This is a genomic window from Binatus sp. (SeqCode) (assembly GCF_049584895.1).
Lineage (GTDB): Bacteria > Desulfobacterota > Binatia > Binatales > Binataceae > Binatus.
In genome coordinates this window covers 1-18,180 of the sequence record NZ_JBAUYR010000145.1, presented here as the reverse complement: position 1 = coordinate 18,180, position 18,180 = coordinate 1, and the positions used below count along the sequence as shown (strand labels likewise).

The following is an 18,180-nucleotide window of genomic DNA, read 5'->3' as shown; positions in this document are numbered from 1 at the left end:
ATGTTCAATGCGCGAGCCGCAGTGGAGATGATGAACCCGCCAGCGATGCCGTGGGACTCGTATCTCCTGAACGCAACTCCGCGGTTACGACCAGATCGCCCTGCTTGAGCCCGCCGCTCATGACCTCGACATAGTGGCCATCGTCGAGTCCGGTCACGATGGATACTGGCTTGATTGCACTCCCATCCGCGATCCAGACTTGCTTTTCGCGCGCAGTTAAAGGATTTGCGGACTTGCCCTTCGCGAACGTCGGCGAGAACTGTATCGCTTGAATTGGAATGCGAAGCACATTGTCCCTGCGTGCAGAAATGATTGTCACATTTGCGGTCATACCGGGCTTCAGGAGGAATTCAGGATTGGGTACATTCACGACGACGTCGTAGGTCGTGACGTTCTGGATACTGATCGGGACCTGGCGTACCTGCCCTACGGTCCCCTCGAACACACGGTCCGGGAATGCGTCAACGCCGAAGTCCGCAATTTGTCCGTCGCGCAGATCGCCGATATCAGATTCGCTCACGTTGGTATCGACCTGCATCTGCGTCAGGTCCTTGGCGATCAGGAAAAGCGTCGGCGTCTGAAAGCTGGCAGCGACTGTCTGACCGACGTCGACATTGCGCGAGACCACGGTGCCGTCAACCGGCGAGATGATGTTGGTATAGTCGAGATTGACTTGCGCTTCCTCGAGGTTGGCCTTCTGCTGTTTGACCATCGAGCCGTCAAGCGCGACTTGAGATGCTGCTTGTTGATATGAACTGCGCGCATTGTCGAGGGTGTCTTGCGAGATAATGTTTTCCGCCATCAGCTTGCTGTCACGGTCGAACAGCAGCTTTTTGTAGGCCCGGTCCGCCTGGTCTTTGGCGAGTTGTGATTGGGAATTGCCGAGCGCGGCCTGAGCCTCATGCACTTTGACAGTGAAGGGGCGGGGATCGATTTTCGCGATCAGTTGCCCTGCTTTGACTGGCGAGTTGAAATCCGCATAGATGCCGATAATTGGACCCGAGTCGTAGGTACCTACTTGCACTACGATCACAGGATTGACCGTGCCGGTCGCTGTAACCGAACGGACAACCGAACCGCGACCCACCTGTGCTGTGACGTATCGAGGAGCCCGAACGCTACCGGCCATCCACCAGAACGCACCGCCGGCAACTATTAGTATCGCGGCGGCAAACGGCCATAGTCTTTTGATTTGCTGCACCTTCATATGCAGTAGAGTTCTGCATTCGTTATGCCAAATAAAATCCAGGACTTAGGGCGATTGGTCTCACGAAAAACTGTATCCGATCGCACCACCTCCGAAGCGTGCTCGCGGATCGTGAGTCCGCTCGAACCAAGAATCCGCACTCCTCCCCGTGGGCTTAGCGTGGAAGCAAAGGGTAGTTTCGCATCCGATCCGTACGGTGGTCGATCCCGAAGAGCGCTCTTCGAATCGTCGGGAAGAGACGACGCTCTTCGTCATCGATCGCATCATCCAGGCTGACCGCGATTCCGCTCAACGCTCGTCCTACCTCGCGGGCCTGCACCTCGGTGAGACTCTCCGCGCCGGCCTTATCCATGGCGCCAATCAGAGTTCGAAGTCGGTCATGGTATGCACTGACCTTTCGCCCCGCTTCCGGCGGAAGACTGCCATGCTGCTCCAACCATGGAAGTAGCTCCTTGTCTTCGGTGTCGAGGTGATGGGACAGGATCGGCTCGATCGTCGCCCAAAGCTCAGCTGCATCTCGTCTTAGTTCGCGAGATTCCGGATTGCGTTCAAGGCGCAGCCCTGCGAGCGCCGCGTCGAGCAGGCGTGATCTCAGCCTGGAATCTTCGCGATTCAGTTCCAGCCAAAGACGACGGATTCCAGCGTCGGTCGGTGCTGGGATTTCGCTGCTCGATTCTTTTGCTTTCATATTTGACTTTCTGACTTCTAAAGGCGCGACTCGTCCACTCACTTGTTGCGCTTGTAAAAATGATTCCAGCACCTGCCCGAATCGATCGAACGACAATGGCTTCGATACGTAGTAGTGAGCGCCGTTTGCGCGCGCGCGTTTCTCGTTGCCCTCGTTTGGACTGCCGGCGACGTAAAGCAAGGGAACGCCCGAGAAGTGTTTACGAATTTGTGCGAGCAATCGTCCACGGTCATTCTCATCGACCGCTTGATCGTCGAGTATGGCGAGCCGCAGATTTGGCTGAGCGAGAATCTCGCGAGTCATGAATTTGTCGGCTCTTTGTCGAACCAGCCCCCACGGACGCTGGACGACCCCCCGAACGAAATTCACCAACTCCTCGTCATCGGAGAGGAGCAGTGCTCTGGGCATCAGCCGCGTTTCTTTCAAATAAGTGTTCACTTTCTATCGATTCTGTTTCGTTCAGGAACAAACGTGATATTGTTTCGACGGTTCTGGTTGATAACGGAGCAGCAAATGTGCCAAGGCTGCGGCCCCTTTCAGACCGCATTGGCGTGAGCAAAAGGAAGCAATTTCTCAAAGATGTCTCCATCGGATACAGCGGAAAAGGGCCAAATGAATCATCCTCGAGGGCCTGAAGGAGCTCCGCGCCATTACCACCTCCTTTGGGATGAAGAACTCGAAGCGCTCCGTCCGGTTCTCGGCTTGGTGCTGGAGCACTTGGCGGAGGTTATCGACCACTGGTATCGGCTCTACGTTCTCCATTTTGGCGACCGGCGGAGTCTGTCGGAGCCGGAGTTTCGCGATCTCTTCTATAATGCGTTGTCGCGGAACACGAAGGATTTGCTCGAAGGTGACATGGATCGCTACGCGATCGATACGATCCGAACCGGTGAGCTTCTTTGCGAGCGCAACGTGCCGTTTGCGGAAATCGTCGCGTCTCTCCATCTCTACGAGGAAAGCGCCTACACAGCCTTCCCCAAGGACCCGCAGCCTCCGCTCGAGATCTACACGGCCTTCGACAAGCTGAGTCACATTCGCATGATTCTGCTGGCGGACGCCTACTTCCGGTCCGCATCAGCAAGCGCGGGCGCGCGCATCCAGGCGCTCGAGCGACAAGCAACATTGCTTGCGCGCGAGAACCGCAGCATCTTTCACGGCCTGGTTGGCTCCAGTTCCGCGATGCGCCGGCTTTACGACCGGATCGAAGCCGCAGCAGGGACGCGCGGCACGATCCTGATTGTCGGCGAAAGCGGAACCGGGAAGGAACTCATAGCGCGTGCTATTCACGAATGCGGCGCCGTGCCGATGGCCCCGTTCGTGGCCCTCAACTGCGCCGCGATTCCGAAGGACCTCATTGAGAGCGAATTGTTTGGGTACAGGAAGGGCGCGTTCAGCGGTGCGAATGCCGACTACCTGGGACTCTTCCGGGCGGCCGAAGGTGGCACGCTGTTTCTCGACGAAGTTACCGAGATGGCGCCGGAGACGCAGAGTAAACTGCTGCGCGCAGTACAGGAACGAAGCGTTCGACCGGTGGGATCGACCAAAGAGACTGCAGTAGACGTGCGTCTTATAGCGTCGACCAACCGCGATCCCGAGGCAGCGGTTCGCAGCGGCAACCTGCGCCAGGATCTCTATTACCGATTGCAGGCAGGCGTTCTTAGTGTGCCACCCCTTCGAGAGCGCTCCGAGGATATCCCGCTGTTGGTCGAACACTTCATCGAGTACTTCAACGAGAAGCTCCAGCCGCGTATTCCGGTGCGGGGTATCGAAGAAGACGCACTCACGGCAATGGTGGAATATCCCTGGCCCGGCAATGTTCGCGAACTTTCAAACTGTATCGAGGCTGCATTTACCTTCGGCCGCTCGCCAATGATCCCGCTTCACGACCTTCCCGCCGGCCTATCAGGGAATCGGCCTGGTAAGCATCCGCTCCCGCAGACCCTCGCGCGAGAACCTGAGCAGTCGATTGGCACCTTTGCCGACGCAGAGCGCGAACTGATCGCACGTGCACTCAAGAGTACCGACGGCAACAAGGTGCAAGCCGCTGCTCTGCTTAGAATCTCGCGCAAGAAGCTTTACGCGAAAATCGAAAAGTACGGACTGTAAGCCTACTTATCGAGCAAGCTGCCCTTGGCGTCGGAAGCGCTGGTGGGACCGCTCGAGAACCGAATCGAACTCTTGTCCTCGTTTACGAGCGGGAGGCAGTGAAGAAGGCGGCGGCGTGATAAGAGTCATCTAGCGCCGCTTCTAAGTAGGGCAACTATGACCCCTGCTCGACGAATCTCTCGAACAGATCTATAGCCGTTCCAACTCCATCCTCAGAGGAAATACGCCTGCCGATGTCAGAGGCGCGTTGCCGCATAGCAGTGTCTGATATGGCCTGACGAATGTCATCTGCGAGGAGCTCAGCCGTAAGTTCTCTAAATGGGATTGCGCGCGGCCCGACACCCATCTCCTCAATCCTCCTCGCCCAGTTTGGCTGGTCCGCTACGAATGGTGTGACTACCGAAGGAACTCCTGCCCGAAGCCCTGCCCCTGTAGTGCCCGCGCCCCCGTGGTGAACGACCGCGCTCAAGCGTGGGAACAGCCAACTGTGCGGAACGCTCTGCACTCCGAAAGCATATTCCGGCAGCTTGCGTTCCTCTCCGATACCAGCCCAGCCGGAAAGCAAGATGCCGCGCTGATGTGACAACTCCAATGCCTTCAGGATCAACTTCAGGGTGTCCTCGGCGCTGCCGCTTGGCATGCTGCCAAAGCCGACGTAGACGGGCGGCGGTCCGTTCTCCAAAAAGGCGACCAGGTCAGATGGAGGCGTCCAGCCTGACGGTGGGTCGGAGAACCAGAACCCTGTCACGTGAATACTGGCCGGCCAATCCGTGGGACGAGGCAGCACGATAGGACTATAGGCGTAAAAGAGCGGAGTCCGTTCCAAGCGGCGGGCGGACGGTCCCCAAAATGGCAATCGTGGAAGGTCCAGGAGTTCATTGCGCATCTTGTTGTCAAAATTCCGCGACACCTGCCAGATGAATTGCTCTGTGATTCGCCAAAGCAACGAATCGATCATCCTGCCGCGATTCTTGCCTCCACCGATGAGAAAGCTGGGAAAGGAACGGGTCCGGGTGAGCGGCATGAACATCGCGGAGGCAGAGGGAACGCCGAGTTTCTCCGCGATGCTGTAGAAAGGAATCCAGCTGCTTTTGTAGATAATTGCCTCGGCGCCTTCGACCGCTCGCATCGCATCAGTATCGAGCCGATCGAAGAAAGCCTTTCTTTGTTTTGAGTCCGAGGCTTGCTTTATGATCATCTTGAGCATGTTCCCCGACCCAATCGCCGTCGCTACCTCTTCATTCCTTAGCAGCGACTTGTAAGGGTTTCCCAGCGGAGAGAACTCAACATCGTATGAGGCTGCGAGGGGGGCGAAGTCTGGCCGCGCCGCAAGTTTGACGGTATGCCCGCGTTGTTTTAACCGCACTGCGAGCGAGACAAAGGGTTGCGTGTCGCCCATAGCGCCGATGGTCAGCAAAGATATGTTCAATTTCCGTCCCACTGTCCGCCCATGAACACTACCTCGTAAAATCTGGCCCTCGAGCCACCGTTACAGTATCAAAGCTGAGGACAGCCCCAGGAGGATCATCCAAAGGTATTTGTCGCAAGCGGGAACGCGGCGCCGGAAATTCTCAATCTGGCCGCCGAACAAAAAATCGACCTGATTGTGATGGGGACGCACGGCCGCACCGGAGTAAAGCACTTTCTTCTAGGAAGCGTTGCGGAGCGCGTCGTTCGCGAATCTCCGGTCCCAGTCCTGACGATTCATCCCAGGCACGCTGAACATTAAGCAGCTTTTCGGACCTGCACCTTTGAATGCGCCGTAAGAACCGGCATCGGTGATTCTCGCACGACCCGCTCGGCGACGCTGCCCAGGACCAGGTGCCCCAATCCCTTGCGGCCGTGCGTGCCCATCACGATCATGTCGGCTTCGATACTGCGCGCGATACCGAGCACCTGCTTTGCTGGATCGCCGTTCACAACTAGTGTTTCGTAGCGCACCGAGCCAGGAATCTTTTCGCGCGCGAGCTTGACCAGTTGCTCCTGTCTCTCTTTTTCGAGGTAGGGGTAAGGATCCAGAGGCACCGGCTGGAATCCTGCCGCGCCGGCCGGCATAGGTGCGACGTTCAACAGGTAGAGCTTCGCGTCATTCTGCTGCGCCACTTTCAATGCGACGTCGAGCGCCGCCAACGAGTGCTCCGAAAAATCGATCGGGCACAGAACCTTCCGAAATAGTTGAATCATCGCAGCCTCCTTTTTCGCCGCGCAGTGCTAGTCGTCCGCGGCCTCATCCATCTCCTCAGGCGGTGTCCAGACATTTCGTGATGGCTCGTCGATATCGCCCTCACCGGGAGGTCGTCGCTCGTTCCGCTTCCGCTGGCAGTCGATGCAATACGCGGCGAACGGGATTGCTTTCAGGCGCCGAATCGGGATCTCCTGCTTACATTTCTCGCAGATTCCATAACGGCCGCCTTTGAGGCGGCTGAACGCGTCATCTATTGCCAGCAATCTGGCTTCGCATCGTTCGATTAGCCCCGCGTCCATCTCAACCTCTTCAAGCGAGTGGGCCACGTCCAACCCGTCGCCCGGAATTGCGACTGCGTCCGTTCCCTCTTGCTCGCGGAGAACGCGTATCCGGTCTAATGCCGCCTCGCGCGCCTTGTCGAGTATACCGACCAGATTCTCTCCCGACGGATCGTTTGAGGTTGTTCGTGGCATCCTGGTTTTCGCTTCCCTTATGGCTTTCATAGAGCCTCCGCGAACCGCTTTGCTAAGCGTTCGAAGTAAGACAGAGCAATTCGCGGACCAGCAAATTGAATCGCAAATCGGGGCGAGGAACCTGTTTAGCGCCGAAGGTGTGGCGCGATCGGATACATCGCCTCGATACCACCGTCACCTAACGCTGCACTCGATGCTCAGGCAGCCAACCTGGGACGTTCAAAGCTCGCGTTTTGGTGTGGCACGGAAGCCGCTATAGGCCTTCAGCTTTTGCGCTCTGAACGATGGACTCGACATGTACGAAACAGAATACAAGTCAAAGTTGATGGCGCCCGCGGACGCGGTCGAGTTAGTCCCTTCGCGCGGCACCCTCTCAATGGGCATGGCGGTCAGCGAACCTCCTGCTTTGTTGACCGCGCTCGAGAGTCGAGTGAAAACCGGCAAGATTAAGGAGCTTCGCCTTTACTACTCGCACTCGGTCGCGGCCGCCGCCTTCACGATTCTGAAATATGAATACCTGGACGTTATCAAACCGCATCCGTTCTTTCCGACGATCGTTGAACGGCGGCTCTTCGAGCTGGGCCAACAAGATAATCGCCGCGTTGTCTTCTATATGCCGGGGAACTTCAGCGCGATGCCGCGTACGTTGCGCGAAATAGGGATAGACGCGTTTATCATGATGGTCGCGCCGATGGACAAGGGTGGATTCTTCAGTTGCGGCACCAACTCCGACTACACGATCCCGACCGCGCGCATCGCAAAGAAATTGATCGTCGAGGTCAATCCCAGGATGCCACGCGCGTTCGGCGATTCCTCGGTGCATATCTCGGAAGTCGCGGCGATTGTCGAGAATGAAAGTCCCTTGTTTTCCCTACCCAATCGGCCGCTGACTCCGTTGGACAAGTTGATCAGCAAGCACATCGTCGAGATGGTTCCTGACCGGGCTTGCCTCCAGGTAGGAATCGGCGGCGTGCCCAACGCAGTGTGCGCTGCGCTGCACGATCACAAGGACCTGGGTATCCACACCGAACTCATGATGCCGTCGCTGGTAGCGCTGATTCAGTCCGGCGCGGTCACGAACAGGCACAAGAATCTGAACCGGTACAAAAACGTGTACACTCTCGCGGCGGGTGACGAACCTTTCTACGAATTTCTAAACGACAACTCGAGCATGGAAGCCCGCGCCGTCGATTACGTGAACGACCCGAGCGTCATCGGACAGAATGATCTTGTAGTGTCCATAAGCGCGTTTCTCGAGGTCGGCCTCGACGGCGAGGTGAACTCCGAAGCGATAATGGGCAAGCAGTACAGCGCGCCTGGCGGCCAGTTGGATTTCATGCGCGGCGCCCAGCTATCGAAGGGCGGCAAGTCGATTCTTGCCGCGTACTCGACCGCGAGTGATGGTGCTATCTCCCGCATCGTGCCAAAGGTCGAAGGCCCTACCACCGATCCAAGAACCGATACCCAGTATGTTGTCACCGAATATGGCGTTGCTTGTCTCACCGGAAAATCGACGGCGCAAAGAGCCGAGGCTCTGATTGAAATAGCTCATCCAAAATTTCGCGAGGAACTTCGTTTCGGCGCGCGGCAGTTGGGTTATCTGTAAGATGACAATGGAGAAAGCGAGTATGAAAGAACTGAAGGTTCGCGAGGCGATGACGGCCGATCCGACCACCCTCAAGCGCAACGACAAGCTGACGCTGGCCGACGACATCATGCGCCTGGGCCGGGTGCGTCATTTGCCCGTGCTCGACGACGATGATCAGACTCTCGTCGGTATCGTGACCCAGCGCGATCTTTTTCGCGACGCGCTCGCGCAGGCGCTTGGCTATGGCAGGCACGCTCAGCGCAAGATTCTCGACACCCTCGCGGTCAAAGATGTGATGGCCACCGATGTGGTCACGATCAAACCAGATGCTCCCCTGGTCGAGGCCGCGAAACTCCTTACGGAGCGCAAGATTGGTTGTCTTCCGGTGGTCGAGAACGGACGCCTGGTCGGCATCCTGACCGAGGGAGATTTTGTCGCTCTGATCGCGCGCGGAGAGCCGTAACCGATGCTCACTGGATTTCGGCGCGGCGCGACCGCATTCCTATTGGTGGTCATGATGCCCGCGGTTACCGTCCCACCCGCTGCAGCTCAGTCGGGAAAACAGGACTACGACACTTACTGCGCCGATTGTCATGGTTCGGATGGCAAGGGAAACGGCCAATCAACGCAGGTCATCCCGATGAATCCGCCACCGCCCGACCTCACTCAGCTCGCGATCAAGAATGGCGGGAAATTTCCCATCGATGAGGTCGTGGAGATAATCGATGGCCGCAAGAATATCCCGTCGCATGAGCGGCTTCAGATGCCTTTCCTCGGAACCACCCTTCAGAAGCCAGGCCAGGAGTTCACACCCGAAAGTAATGCTTCGGTGAAGAAGAGAATCGAGGCGATGGCGCTATACGTGGAGACCCTGCAGCGGAAGTGAAGTTTCGTGCGCCTGGATTTATCTCTGCATGATCTCGCCAGTTGCCTTGACAACGTTCAGAAACGCCTTCAGCAAGTCGCTACTAGTTACGATGCCGACCAGCTGGCCATCCGCGACAATCGGCATTCCACCGATCTTGTGCTTCAACATGAGGCAGGCTGCGTCTTCCACCGTGTTGTATGGCGTGATCGTGATGAGCGCCGTGCGCATCGCCGCGTTCACCCGTATCGATTTCAGGTAGCCGGTGAATTCGCGCAGGTCGCGTTCAGTCACAATGCCGACGAGGCGCCCATCTTCCATCACAGGAAGACGCCTGAAGCGACCCTCGTCCATGATGGTCTTCGCCTTCGACAGCGTGTCGTGCTGATCAATCGTAATCGGGTCCGAAGTCATCACATTGACGATCTGCATCTGTTTGTCCTCCAAAAGCCTCAGTTGCTGAGTTTGCAAATCGCTTGCCACTAACTTTGTGACCTTCAGGAAGAAGGCCCTCGCATTGAGGGGTGCCATTTAGCTCCATCAACCTTTCTGAGTGGCGCGATCGGATGCAGATCGCCGCTTGTGTGCTGTTCAATACGAAATTCCGAGAAGCGAATAGCGAGAGCCAGCGCTTTCAACGAACTAGGCACGAAATCAATCGGGCAACCTCCGCGCTTTATGGATTCGGGGTTTCGTTCTCTAAAGAACAGCTCTTGACTGTTTCGAATTGCAGACTATTAGACATTTGGTTAGGTTTTCCGTTCGAGCGTGGGTGCTTCGGCATCCTTGAGCAATCGTAACCATCCAGGGGTACCAATCATGATCCAGTTCAGGCACATAACAGCATGCACTGTTACTGCGGCGGCCACTCTTCTCGGTGCTATCGTTCTTGCCGGCCCTTGTTCAGCGGCTACTGGCAACCTTTCCGCGGCAGCTGCGACCGGGGCGCCGGCGGAGCAAGTTGCGCAGGCCGCTTCGCCCGAGGCGATGCCTGCGCCTGCGCCGGGACCTGCCGCAAACTCAGGGGTTGAGGCGCGTATCAAGGACCTGCACAAAAGGCTCCACATCACCGATGCTCAGAAGACTCAATGGGACGCCCTCGCCGAGGTGATGCGCGAAAACGCGCAGGCGATGGTGGACCTGCAAAAAAAACGGGCTGCTGACGTCCAGTCGATGAACGCAGTCGACGTCGTGAAATCCTACGCGGAAGTGATCCAGGCCCATGCAGATGGAATGAAGAAATTCATTCCGGCCTTTGAGGCGCTCTACAACAGCCTGTCGGATGCGCAGAAGAAGATCGCCGACTCCATGTTCCGCGGCCGTGCACGGACGTCCGCAGCAAAAGCGGTCAAAGAAAATTAGTCAACCGGGAGTCACTCCGGCGATGGAGGGTCACCATGGAAATATTGTCCAAGCGGAGAAAAGCATTGCGCTCCAAGATAGGCAGGATCGCGACGGCTCTCGCTTTTGCTCTCCTGATTGGTAGTGTCTCGGCCGGTTTGGCTCGCGCCGCGGATCATGGCGGAGGCGGCCATGGCGGCGGTGGCCATGGAGGAGATGGCCATGGAGGAGATGGCCATGGAGGAGGCGGCTACCATGGGGACGGAGGCTACCATGGAGACGGCGGCTACCACGGAGGAGGGGGCCATTGGGGCGGCGGTTATTACATACCGGGACCCGACTACTACGTGGCGCCGGAACCCTACGTCTATGCCCCGGTTCCCGCGCCGTGCTACGGGCCGGGTTACGACGGTCCGGACTACGACTACGGCTGCGCTCCCCCTCCGGCGCCTGGCGTCAGCCTCTTCTTCGGGCTCTAAGCGCGCGACCGGCTCGACCGCAATAGAGAATCTTCTTGCGCGAGAATGGGAACCGCGCGGAATCAGCGCAATCTTGTGACGCAAGTTTTGGGTTTAATGCCCGGCTGTCTGCACCGTCGGTGGCACAAGTCCGAGAGTAGCTCTCGTAGTTTCAGCGCACTCAAGAGCTTCGGCTGACAGCAGGCATCAATATGAGCCGCCATGAAGCCTACCAGATCATGGTAGGACTGCCGACTTCCAGATGGGCAGCGCTCTGCGCCGAAGCTGCCTTTTGAATGGAGCGTCGTTTAACCCGGATTTCCGCCTTACTTGTAAACCACTAAGCAGAGATTATTTTCGCAGCTTGTACCGGATTGGAATCCGCTTCGGTGCTCCTACGAAGGTCGCCGCAGTGTATTGGGTCGTCCCCGTCAATTCGATTTGTTCAAGTCTGGGTAACAGTTCGCGGAAGAAGGTGCGCAATTCCATCCGCGCGAGAGTCGCTCCAAGGCAAAAATGAACACCAACTCCGAACGCAAGATGGTCTTCCACGTTCTTGCGCTGGACATCGAAGCGAAATGGCTGTTCAAACACTTCTTCATCGCGATTGGCGGAGAGATATGACATCAGCAGGCCGTCGCCTGCCTTAATCTTCCTGCCGCGCAGCGTGTAGTCCTCTTGCGCAAAGCGCATGAAATGGCGCACCGGAGTGACCCATCGGATCATCTCTTCCACCGCGTTATCGATCAAATCCGGGTTCTGCTGGAGCAGCTTTATCTGATCCGGATTGCGAATCAGTTCTTCGAGTCCTCCTGCCAGAGTACTGGACGTGGTGTCGTGTCCCGCCGTTGCCACGAGTACGTAGTAGCTAAATGTGTGCAGGTCTTCGAGCGGCTTGCCGTCGATCGTACCGTTCGCAATCGTCGACGCCAAATCGCCGCTCGGATGAGCGCGGCGATCCGCAGTCATGTCTCTGAAGTACGAAATGAAGTCCATAACCGCGGCCAGCGCCGCCGTCCGCCGGTCAGGTCCGCCGGCGAAGTCGGGATCATCGGCGCCGAATAACTTCTGCGTCAGGTCAAGCATCTTCAGTTCATCTGATTCCGGCACGCCGAGGATGCTCATGATGACCTGCAGCGGGTAGAAGCGGGCCACGTCCATTGCAAAATCGCATTCGCCGCCTAACTCGACCATTCGATCAACGTATTTGCGGGCAAGCTCCGCAATTCTCGGCTGGAAGTTCCGTTTCAGATTGTTAGGTTTAAACCAGTCGTTGGTAACTGCACGGTAGTTTCGATGCTCCTGCCCGTCCATGTTGATCAGCGTCTTCAACATCGGGCCCAACTGCCGCATCTGGGCGGTTTGATCGTGCGTCTGGAGGACAGACGCGATCGTATTATGGAACTTGTCGTTTTGCCGCTCGATCTCGATCACATCGGCATGCCTGGTGACCGCCCAAAACGGCTCGAACCGTGGAGCCTCGATTCTACAGACCGGGTCTTCTTTTCGCAGCCGCGCCGCGACACTGTGCCAGGCCTGCAAGTCCGCGTATGCGTTCGGATCGGTAAAGATCGTTACCGGCGTGTTTTCTGAATCAGACATAAGTCAGTCTCAGCCGCTCTTATTGGGAATTTCGGTGGTGCTCTACCTGTCGCGGTCTATTGATGCAGCGAAAGCGGCGATCGCGCGAACGCTGTCCGTGTCCTCAGCACTCATGCGCTCGGCGGCAATTCGCTCGTATAGCCGTGCTGCCCCACGATAGATCATCGCGCCGCGATCGTCAGCATCAGACGGCGGCCGACGGCCGCCCCCATCTCGCCCGCGCCGATTATCGCTACGATCGGGTTGTCGCGATTACTCATATCGGTCAAACACTCGCAACCGAGCCGCCGTCGACGCGGAAATTGCTTCCCGTTATGAACGATGCCTGGTCGGAAGCAAGGAATACCACGATTCCGGCGACCTCTTCAGGGCGGCCGGCACGCTTCAGCTCAATATGCGGCCGGAAGGTGCTCATGAACCCCTTCAAAGCTTCCGCCGGGGTGATGCCGCGAGCCTTCGCCTGCGCTTCCATCGCGTTCGTGATGAGCGGCGTTTCGATGAACGCGGGTGAGACCGTATTCACCAGAATTCCATCGAGTGCCACCGCCTTGGAAAGACTCTTGGTGAGACTGTTGAGCGCGGCTTTTGAGGCGTTGTAGGGCGACATCTGCGCGTCCGGTTGCGTTCCCGACTCGCTCGAAATGTTGATGATGCGCCCCCATTTCTGCTTGCGCATGATCGGCAAGACCGCGCGCGTCAGGCGAACCACCGAGAACAGATTGAGGTCGAAGGTCTCCTGCCATTCCTGATCGCTCGCTTCCTCGAAGGCATTGAAGCCTTTAGCGCCGCCGGCGTTGTTGATCAGCACGTGTAAGGTGCCGAAGCGCGCGACGGTTTCCTCGACGATACGTTTGAGATCGGCCTCTTTCGTAACGTCGCCGGCGATAGCGAGCGTCTTTCCTCCCGCTTTGCGAATGTCCTCCGCCGCGCGATTCAATTCCTCGGCGCCGCGCGCGGTCATCGCGACCTGCGCGCCCTCTGCGGCAAAAGCAGCTGCAATCGCGTGACCGATTCCTTTGCTGGCACCCGTAACGAGCACCGATTTTCCTGTCAGGTTCAGATTCATTTTGGGATTTCTCCGTAACTTCCTTAGATATTTTCCTGCGTAGAATCAACAGGAAATATTCTATTTAATATTGTGAATCAAGCGGCTTCGTGCCATATTAATCCACCATGATAGAGGCTGCACCCGAGACGCGTTCCGATTGGGTTTATAAACGACTCAAGCACGCCATCGTCAGTGGCGAATTGCCGCCTGGCGCGCGACTGGTGGCTGCCGACCTGGCCCAGCGCTGGGCGCTCAGCCCTACGCCACTGCGTGAGGCGTTTCAGCGGTTGGAAGGCTTAGGGTTGGTGGAGCTGAGCTCACAGCGCGGCGCCCGCGTGGCGCCTACCTCGCTGGCCGAGGTTGAGGAAATCTACGAGTTGCGCTTGCTGCTTGAGCCTTGGGCACTACGGCGCTCGTTGGAGCAGAGCGATGACGCGCACCGTGCCGAGGTTGCCGCGGCCCACAAACGGTTCGTGGAGATCCTCACCGCTGTTCCTACTTCTGACGATCGCTTGATATTGGAGGCGCACCGCGCTTTCCACGGGGCGCTGCTGGCGCGTTGCGAATCGCTGTGGTTGCGGCGGCTGACCAGCCTGCTGGCAGATCATTCGCAACGTTATCTAATCCTGAACGCTCGCTACTCACAGCGCGTCAGCGAGTCGATAGCCGAACACGAGCAGCTGCTCGAGGCGACGCTCGCGGGCGATGTCGAGCGAGCGGCGAGCGTGCTCGTCGCTCATCTACAGGAAGCCTTGGTTACGGCACGCGCCGTCTTTGAAGCGCGCGAGGAAACTCGCCGGACCGATCTTTTGAACCAGGCGAAGTGAGAAAGTCATATCGCATTTGGCACCCGGAAATGCGGGCGCAAAGGCATTGAGGTGAACACGCCATGACGGCAGAGGAACGACGCGAATTTGTCCGCGCGCATCGCACCTGCGTGTTTGGGTATGGTCGCAAGCACGATGGTCCATCGATGACGATCGTCTACTACGTGATGGACGGGGACGACCTTTTGGTCTCGACGATGACTGAGCGCGGAAAGGCGAAGGCGGTCCGGAGAAATCCCAAGGTCTCGCTTTGCGTCCTGGACGAAAAGTGGCCAGCGACGTACTTGCAGGTGTATTGCGACGCGTCGGTGGAGACTGATGTCGAGGCCGCGACGGATCTGGCGATGAGAATTGCCGGTGTGATGGCGGGCCAGCCGATGCCTGAGTCGGTACGTGGACAAGTTCGACAAGGTGTGATCGCTGAGAAGCGGGTGGTGTTGCGCCTTCGTCCGTATGAAACATTCGAGACGCCGCCTCGGCATGTATATTCGGCCAAGGATATCGAAGGTCTCACGCATAGTCTTGGCCTACGCCTGCCGTGGAAATGATCGGGTCGCACAAACTCGTCCCACTTTCGCGGCTCTGAACAAGATCGCGGCGGTCGCATCGATTTTGCCGTACAAAAAGGAACTTATATGGGAATCAAGGTTCAGGATCTTGCCTTCGTGAGATTCAGCGCGCCCGACCTGGACACGATGGAAAGTTTTTTGACTGACTTCGGGATGGCGCGCGCCGAGCGCAGCGCAGAAGCGGTCTACATGCGCGGCTTTGATCCGGATCAATTTCTGCACGTGACCCATCGGGGCGACCCCGGATTCGTGGCCGTGGCGTTCGAGGCGGCTTCGATTTTGGATTTGGAAGCGCTCGCGAAGTCGGAGAATGCCTCGATTGGCAAGCTTGATGGACCCGGCGGTGGCGCGGTGATCAGATTGAATGATCCGAACGGCTTCAGGGTCGAAGTCGTCGCCGGTCGCGCGCCCGCCGATCGAATCGAGGTTCGGCGTGCGGTGCTGGCCAACGATGCGTACGAAACGCCGCGCCAAAACACGCTGAAGCGCCTTCCGCATGCGCCATCGCACGTGAAGCGGCTCGGCCACTGCGTGCTCAATGTGAAAGACTTCCGCGAGTCGGAGGCATGGTACAAATCGCGCCTCGGGCTGATCACGTCCGACGAGATAGACTTGGGCGGTGGGAAAGCGTTGGGCGCGTTTCTGCGCTGCGATCGTGGCGCAATTCCGAGCGATCATCACACCTTATTTCTGGTCGGCGCCGGAAAGCCGAAGTTTAATCATGCCGCGTTCGAGCTCGCGGATTTCGACGACCTGATGTGCGGGAACGACTGGCTTCGCGAGAAGGGACGGCATCATGAATGGGGCGTCGGCCGCCATGTCCTGGGCAGCCAGATTTTCGACTACTGGCGTGACCCGTGGGGCCATACCGTCGAACATTGGACCGACGGCGACCTGCTCGATACTGCCTGGGGCTCGCGAGTCGCGACGGTCCAGGAATTGATGGGCACGCAATGGGGACCGCCGGCACCGCCCACGATGGGCTGAAAGGAGATCACCGATGAAGCTGGTCAGATATACGGATCGTCGCGGCACAAAGCTGGGAGTCGTGAAGGGCGACGGTGTGATCGATTTGTGCAAACGCTGGCCGTCGTTGTCCGACGACATGATAGGTCTAATCAACATGTGGTCCGAGGTGCGCGCGGCGGTGTCTGAGCTGGTGGCCGATGCGCCGGCGGACGCGGCCTTAGCCGACGTTCATCTGATCGCGCCGGTTTCGCGGCCGGGGAAAATAATGGCGATCGGGCTTAACTATGCCGACCACGTCCAGGAATCCGGGCAGAAGACGCCGCCGCATCAAATCTGGTTCACCAAAGCGGTAACTGCAATCAACGGGCCTTTCGATCCGATTCAGCTTCCGCTCGCCTCGGAGGCGACCGATTACGAAGCCGAGTTGGTCGTGATCATCGGCCAGCGCTGCAAGCACGTGACCAAAGCACGCGCCGCCGAGGTGGTGTTCGGGTACTGCGCGGGCAACGACGTCTCGGTCCGCGATTGGCAGCTGAGGACCTCGCAATGGGCGCTCGGCAAGTCGTTCGACACCCACGCGCCGATCGGTCCCTGGATCGTCACTTCCGATGAACTCGGCGATCCGCATGCACTCGGGATCCGATGCTTCGTCAACGGCGAGCAGCGCCAGAACTCCAACACCAGGAATCTGATCTTCAACGTCTTCGATCAAATCGAGCTCCTGAGCCGCGCGATGATGCTGGAGCCCGGGGACGTGATTTTCACCGGCACTCCCGGCGGAGTCGGCATGGCCATGAACCCGCCGCGGCTGCTCAAGCCGGGTGACAGGGTACGCGTCGAAATCGATCGCATCGGCGCGATTGAAGCTATCACGCGTCCCGAGACGCTCGCCTAAGGACAACGCTGCGCGCGACTGCTACGGGTGCGCAGCGTTAGGCAATCTTGCTGGCCTTGGTTGGGGGGTCGACGACCGCCATTCCTGCCCGCTCGCGTCATAGCTTCAGCTAAAAATATCGGACGCGCGTGGGAGATACCGACTACGAGTAAGGCTGGCCAGCCCCGCGTAACCTGAAGCTGACCTCCGACAAAAATGAAACCGAGGGACACGGAAATGGATCTGATCAAGAAACTGTATGCGAACGCAGCCTCGGCACCGATGAAAACTTACGACCGAGAGCAGAAAGTATTCAGTGACGGCGAACTTGCCTGCGCGTTAGACGCGGATATAGCGGCTTGGCTCGAAGCAGCACCCGACGATCTGAAGGAACTTATGGTGGCTTACGGCCAGTCGGACGGGAGAGTCATGTTTAACGTGCTCCGTATTACGGTCTACATGTCCGCGCAAAGGTAGGCGCGTTCCACTCGCTTGACGACTCCTCTCGCTTTCCGGTTTCCTTGGTCACCGAATCAGTTCGACGGCAGCTGACGCGCTCGCCTCAGACGAACCTCCACTCGTGATGATTTCCTTGGCGCGCCCGGCGGATGGCGAATTGTTGATTTTGCTTGAAAATTAACAATTCGCCCCAGACACCTTCTACTGCCGGATTTCTGCTCCGGGCGCGGCCGGACTACCCGGCCGCTCTGTGAGGGATTTTTCCACCGGCGCTCTCAGTTGGCTTGATAATATTTTGGTCAGACCAGTATAAGGTCTTACTAATCGATTTCTATCCAAGCGCTTCGGTTGAGTCGGCTGCCGTCTGAATGTTTCCCTTATCGCAAGAGAATTTTCCTACGACGCGGGTATAGGTAAATGACTCAGGATTCGCGCTCGACCGGCGTCCACTTCAGAGCCCGAGGCAGGATGGCTGTTCACACGATCTGGGACTACATCACTCGCCCGATCGCCAAAACCATCGACGACGTCCCTTGGTGTGCGGAAGCGATAACGCCTGACTGGCTCACCGCTGTTCTGTGTGGCGATGTCAGGGGCGCGCGGGTGGTCACGGTGGAAATTTGCGGAGGCGATCAGGGCTCGAGCGTTCGCAGGCAGCTCAGGGCCTCATACAACGAAGAGGGTAGAAATGCCGGGTTGCCGGAAAATCTGTTCTGCAAGACAACCCCGACTGTTCTCACCCGGCTTGCGACCGGCCTCTCCGCCGCGGGTGAAGCGCGCTTCTATCGCCAAATCCGTCCTGAACTGAATATTGAAGCGCCCACCTGCTATCACTCTGCATGGGACCGCAAGTCTGGACGTTCAGTACACCTTTTCAACGATCTGATTGCGACCAGGGCGGCCCAGTTCTGCAAGTGGCCG

At 57.9% G+C, this 18,180-nt stretch carries 19 protein-coding genes and 2 pseudogenes; 13 read left to right on the top strand and 8 right to left on the bottom strand.

Annotated elements, in window-relative coordinates; genetic code table 11:
• Positions 1-4 precede the first annotated feature (4 nt).
• Both WB650_RS23675 and WB650_RS23670 read right to left on the bottom strand, forming a co-directional pair.
• Complete coding sequence (locus WB650_RS23675) at positions 5-1,207, bottom strand: efflux RND transporter periplasmic adaptor subunit (RefSeq protein WP_422306438.1); 1,203 nt, start codon at positions 1,205-1,207, stop codon at positions 5-7.
• 154 nt (positions 1,208-1,361) lie between these two features.
• Entirely contained in the window at positions 1,362-2,303 is a 942-nt protein-coding gene (locus WB650_RS23670) for a hemerythrin domain-containing protein (protein WP_422306436.1), read from the bottom strand.
• A gap of 204 nt (positions 2,304-2,507) precedes the next feature.
• Here WB650_RS23670 and WB650_RS23665 point away from each other — a divergent pair, with 204 nt between their 5' ends.
• On the top strand, positions 2,508-4,001 hold the full coding sequence (locus tag WB650_RS23665; RefSeq protein WP_422306434.1) for a sigma 54-interacting transcriptional regulator: 1,494 nt from the start codon (positions 2,508-2,510) through the stop codon (positions 3,999-4,001).
• A gap of 154 nt (positions 4,002-4,155) precedes the next feature.
• Here WB650_RS23665 and WB650_RS23660 read toward each other — a convergent pair whose 3' ends face one another.
• Entirely contained in the window at positions 4,156-5,442 is a 1,287-nt protein-coding gene (locus WB650_RS23660) for a glycosyltransferase (RefSeq protein ID WP_423962281.1), read from the bottom strand.
• 87 nt (positions 5,443-5,529) lie between these two features.
• Here WB650_RS23660 and WB650_RS23655 point away from each other — a divergent pair.
• Positions 5,530-5,730, top strand: a pseudogene (locus WB650_RS23655) (universal stress protein); the annotation flags it as partial.
• Here WB650_RS23655 and WB650_RS23650 read toward each other — a convergent pair.
• On the bottom strand, positions 5,727-6,185 hold the full coding sequence (locus tag WB650_RS23650; RefSeq protein WP_422307343.1) for a universal stress protein: 459 nt from the start codon (positions 6,183-6,185) through the stop codon (positions 5,727-5,729). The pseudogene WB650_RS23655 and the gene WB650_RS23650 overlap by 4 nt on opposite strands.
• A gap of 27 nt (positions 6,186-6,212) precedes the next feature.
• Positions 6,213-6,689, bottom strand: a complete 477-nt coding sequence (locus WB650_RS23645; RefSeq protein ID WP_423962279.1) for a TraR/DksA family transcriptional regulator — start codon at positions 6,687-6,689, stop codon at positions 6,213-6,215.
• 265 nt (positions 6,690-6,954) lie between these two features.
• Here WB650_RS23645 and WB650_RS23640 point away from each other — a divergent pair, with 265 nt between their 5' ends.
• The 3 genes from WB650_RS23640 to WB650_RS23630 are packed head-to-tail and all read left to right on the top strand — an operon-like array spanning position 6,955 to position 9,133.
• Positions 6,955-8,265, top strand: a complete 1,311-nt coding sequence (locus WB650_RS23640) for an acetyl-CoA hydrolase/transferase family protein (RefSeq protein WP_422307347.1) — start codon at positions 6,955-6,957, stop codon at positions 8,263-8,265.
• 22 nt (positions 8,266-8,287) lie between these two features.
• Positions 8,288-8,710 carry a CBS domain-containing protein gene (locus tag WB650_RS23635; protein ID WP_422307349.1) on the top strand — a complete coding sequence of 141 codons (423 nt, stop codon included), beginning with the start codon at positions 8,288-8,290 and terminating at the stop codon, positions 8,708-8,710.
• Positions 8,711-8,713: 3 nt separating this feature from the next.
• Complete coding sequence (locus WB650_RS23630; protein ID WP_422307351.1) at positions 8,714-9,133, top strand: c-type cytochrome; 420 nt, start codon at positions 8,714-8,716, stop codon at positions 9,131-9,133.
• A gap of 18 nt (positions 9,134-9,151) precedes the next feature.
• Here WB650_RS23630 and WB650_RS23625 read toward each other — a convergent pair whose 3' ends face one another.
• Positions 9,152-9,544: a CBS domain-containing protein gene (locus WB650_RS23625; RefSeq protein ID WP_422307353.1), complete on the bottom strand. Its 393-nt coding sequence runs from the start codon at positions 9,542-9,544 to the stop codon at positions 9,152-9,154.
• A 387-nt stretch (positions 9,545-9,931) separates the two neighbouring features.
• Here WB650_RS23625 and WB650_RS23620 point away from each other — a divergent pair, with 387 nt between their 5' ends.
• Both WB650_RS23620 and WB650_RS23615 read left to right on the top strand, forming a co-directional pair.
• Positions 9,932-10,474, top strand: coding sequence for a Spy/CpxP family protein refolding chaperone (locus WB650_RS23620; RefSeq protein WP_422307355.1), 543 nt, complete (start codon positions 9,932-9,934; stop codon positions 10,472-10,474).
• Between the two features lie 65 nt (positions 10,475-10,539).
• Positions 10,540-10,932 (top strand): hypothetical protein, encoded by a 393-nt coding sequence (locus WB650_RS23615; protein WP_422307357.1) that lies wholly within the window; start codon positions 10,540-10,542, stop codon positions 10,930-10,932.
• Between the two features lie 330 nt (positions 10,933-11,262).
• On the opposite strand, the gene WB650_RS23610 is transcribed toward WB650_RS23615, so the two are convergent.
• The gene (locus WB650_RS23610) at positions 11,263-12,513 is read right to left on the bottom strand and encodes a cytochrome P450 (RefSeq protein ID WP_423962275.1); all 1,251 of its coding nucleotides are present in this window, start codon (positions 12,511-12,513) and stop codon (positions 11,263-11,265) included.
• Between the two features lie 265 nt (positions 12,514-12,778).
• Positions 12,779-13,579 (bottom strand): SDR family NAD(P)-dependent oxidoreductase, encoded by an 801-nt coding sequence (locus WB650_RS23605; RefSeq protein WP_422307361.1) that lies wholly within the window; start codon positions 13,577-13,579, stop codon positions 12,779-12,781.
• 107 nt (positions 13,580-13,686) lie between these two features.
• On the opposite strand from WB650_RS23605, the gene WB650_RS23600 reads away from it, so the two are divergent.
• From WB650_RS23600 to WB650_RS23575, 6 genes and pseudogenes are all read left to right on the top strand, one after another.
• Positions 13,687-14,388: a GntR family transcriptional regulator gene (locus tag WB650_RS23600; RefSeq protein ID WP_422307363.1), complete on the top strand. Its 702-nt coding sequence runs from the start codon at positions 13,687-13,689 to the stop codon at positions 14,386-14,388.
• A 62-nt stretch (positions 14,389-14,450) separates the two neighbouring features.
• Positions 14,451-14,936: a pyridoxamine 5'-phosphate oxidase family protein gene (locus tag WB650_RS23595; RefSeq protein ID WP_422307365.1), complete on the top strand. Its 486-nt coding sequence runs from the start codon at positions 14,451-14,453 to the stop codon at positions 14,934-14,936.
• 87 nt (positions 14,937-15,023) lie between these two features.
• On the top strand, positions 15,024-15,944 hold the full coding sequence (locus WB650_RS23590; RefSeq protein WP_422307367.1) for a VOC family protein: 921 nt from the start codon (positions 15,024-15,026) through the stop codon (positions 15,942-15,944).
• Positions 15,945-15,957: 13 nt separating this feature from the next.
• Positions 15,958-16,821: a fumarylacetoacetate hydrolase family protein gene (locus WB650_RS23585; RefSeq protein ID WP_422307369.1), complete on the top strand. Its 864-nt coding sequence runs from the start codon at positions 15,958-15,960 to the stop codon at positions 16,819-16,821.
• 216 nt (positions 16,822-17,037) lie between these two features.
• Positions 17,038-17,277, top strand: coding sequence for a hypothetical protein (locus WB650_RS23580; RefSeq protein ID WP_422307371.1), 240 nt, complete (start codon positions 17,038-17,040; stop codon positions 17,275-17,277).
• A gap of 450 nt (positions 17,278-17,727) precedes the next feature.
• Positions 17,728-18,180 (top strand): annotated as a pseudogene (locus tag WB650_RS23575) (aminoglycoside phosphotransferase family protein); the annotation flags it as partial.

Coding starts and splice junctions, on each gene's coding strand:
- WB650_RS23675 (WP_422306438.1), bottom strand. CDS start 1,207: ATGAAGGTGCAGCAAATCAAAAGACTATGGCCGTTTGCCGCCGCGATA.
- WB650_RS23670 (WP_422306436.1), bottom strand. CDS start 2,303: ATGCCCAGAGCACTGCTCCTCTCCGATGACGAGGAGTTGGTGAATTTC.
- WB650_RS23665 (WP_422306434.1), top strand. CDS start 2,508: ATGAATCATCCTCGAGGGCCTGAAGGAGCTCCGCGCCATTACCACCTC.
- WB650_RS23650 (WP_422307343.1), bottom strand. CDS start 6,185: ATGATTCAACTATTTCGGAAGGTTCTGTGCCCGATCGATTTTTCGGAG.
- WB650_RS23645 (WP_423962279.1), bottom strand. CDS start 6,689: ATGAAAGCCATAAGGGAAGCGAAAACCAGGATGCCACGAACAACCTCA.
- WB650_RS23640 (WP_422307347.1), top strand. CDS start 6,955: ATGTACGAAACAGAATACAAGTCAAAGTTGATGGCGCCCGCGGACGCG.
- WB650_RS23635 (WP_422307349.1), top strand. CDS start 8,288: ATGAAAGAACTGAAGGTTCGCGAGGCGATGACGGCCGATCCGACCACC.
- WB650_RS23630 (WP_422307351.1), top strand. CDS start 8,714: ATGCTCACTGGATTTCGGCGCGGCGCGACCGCATTCCTATTGGTGGTC.
- WB650_RS23625 (WP_422307353.1), bottom strand. CDS start 9,544: ATGCAGATCGTCAATGTGATGACTTCGGACCCGATTACGATTGATCAG.
- WB650_RS23620 (WP_422307355.1), top strand. CDS start 9,932: ATGATCCAGTTCAGGCACATAACAGCATGCACTGTTACTGCGGCGGCC.
- WB650_RS23610 (WP_423962275.1), bottom strand. CDS start 12,513: ATGTCTGATTCAGAAAACACGCCGGTAACGATCTTTACCGATCCGAAC.
- WB650_RS23605 (WP_422307361.1), bottom strand. CDS start 13,579: ATGAATCTGAACCTGACAGGAAAATCGGTGCTCGTTACGGGTGCCAGC.
- WB650_RS23600 (WP_422307363.1), top strand. CDS start 13,687: ATGATAGAGGCTGCACCCGAGACGCGTTCCGATTGGGTTTATAAACGA.
- WB650_RS23595 (WP_422307365.1), top strand. CDS start 14,451: ATGACGGCAGAGGAACGACGCGAATTTGTCCGCGCGCATCGCACCTGC.
- WB650_RS23590 (WP_422307367.1), top strand. CDS start 15,024: ATGGGAATCAAGGTTCAGGATCTTGCCTTCGTGAGATTCAGCGCGCCC.
- WB650_RS23585 (WP_422307369.1), top strand. CDS start 15,958: ATGAAGCTGGTCAGATATACGGATCGTCGCGGCACAAAGCTGGGAGTC.
- WB650_RS23580 (WP_422307371.1), top strand. CDS start 17,038: ATGGATCTGATCAAGAAACTGTATGCGAACGCAGCCTCGGCACCGATG.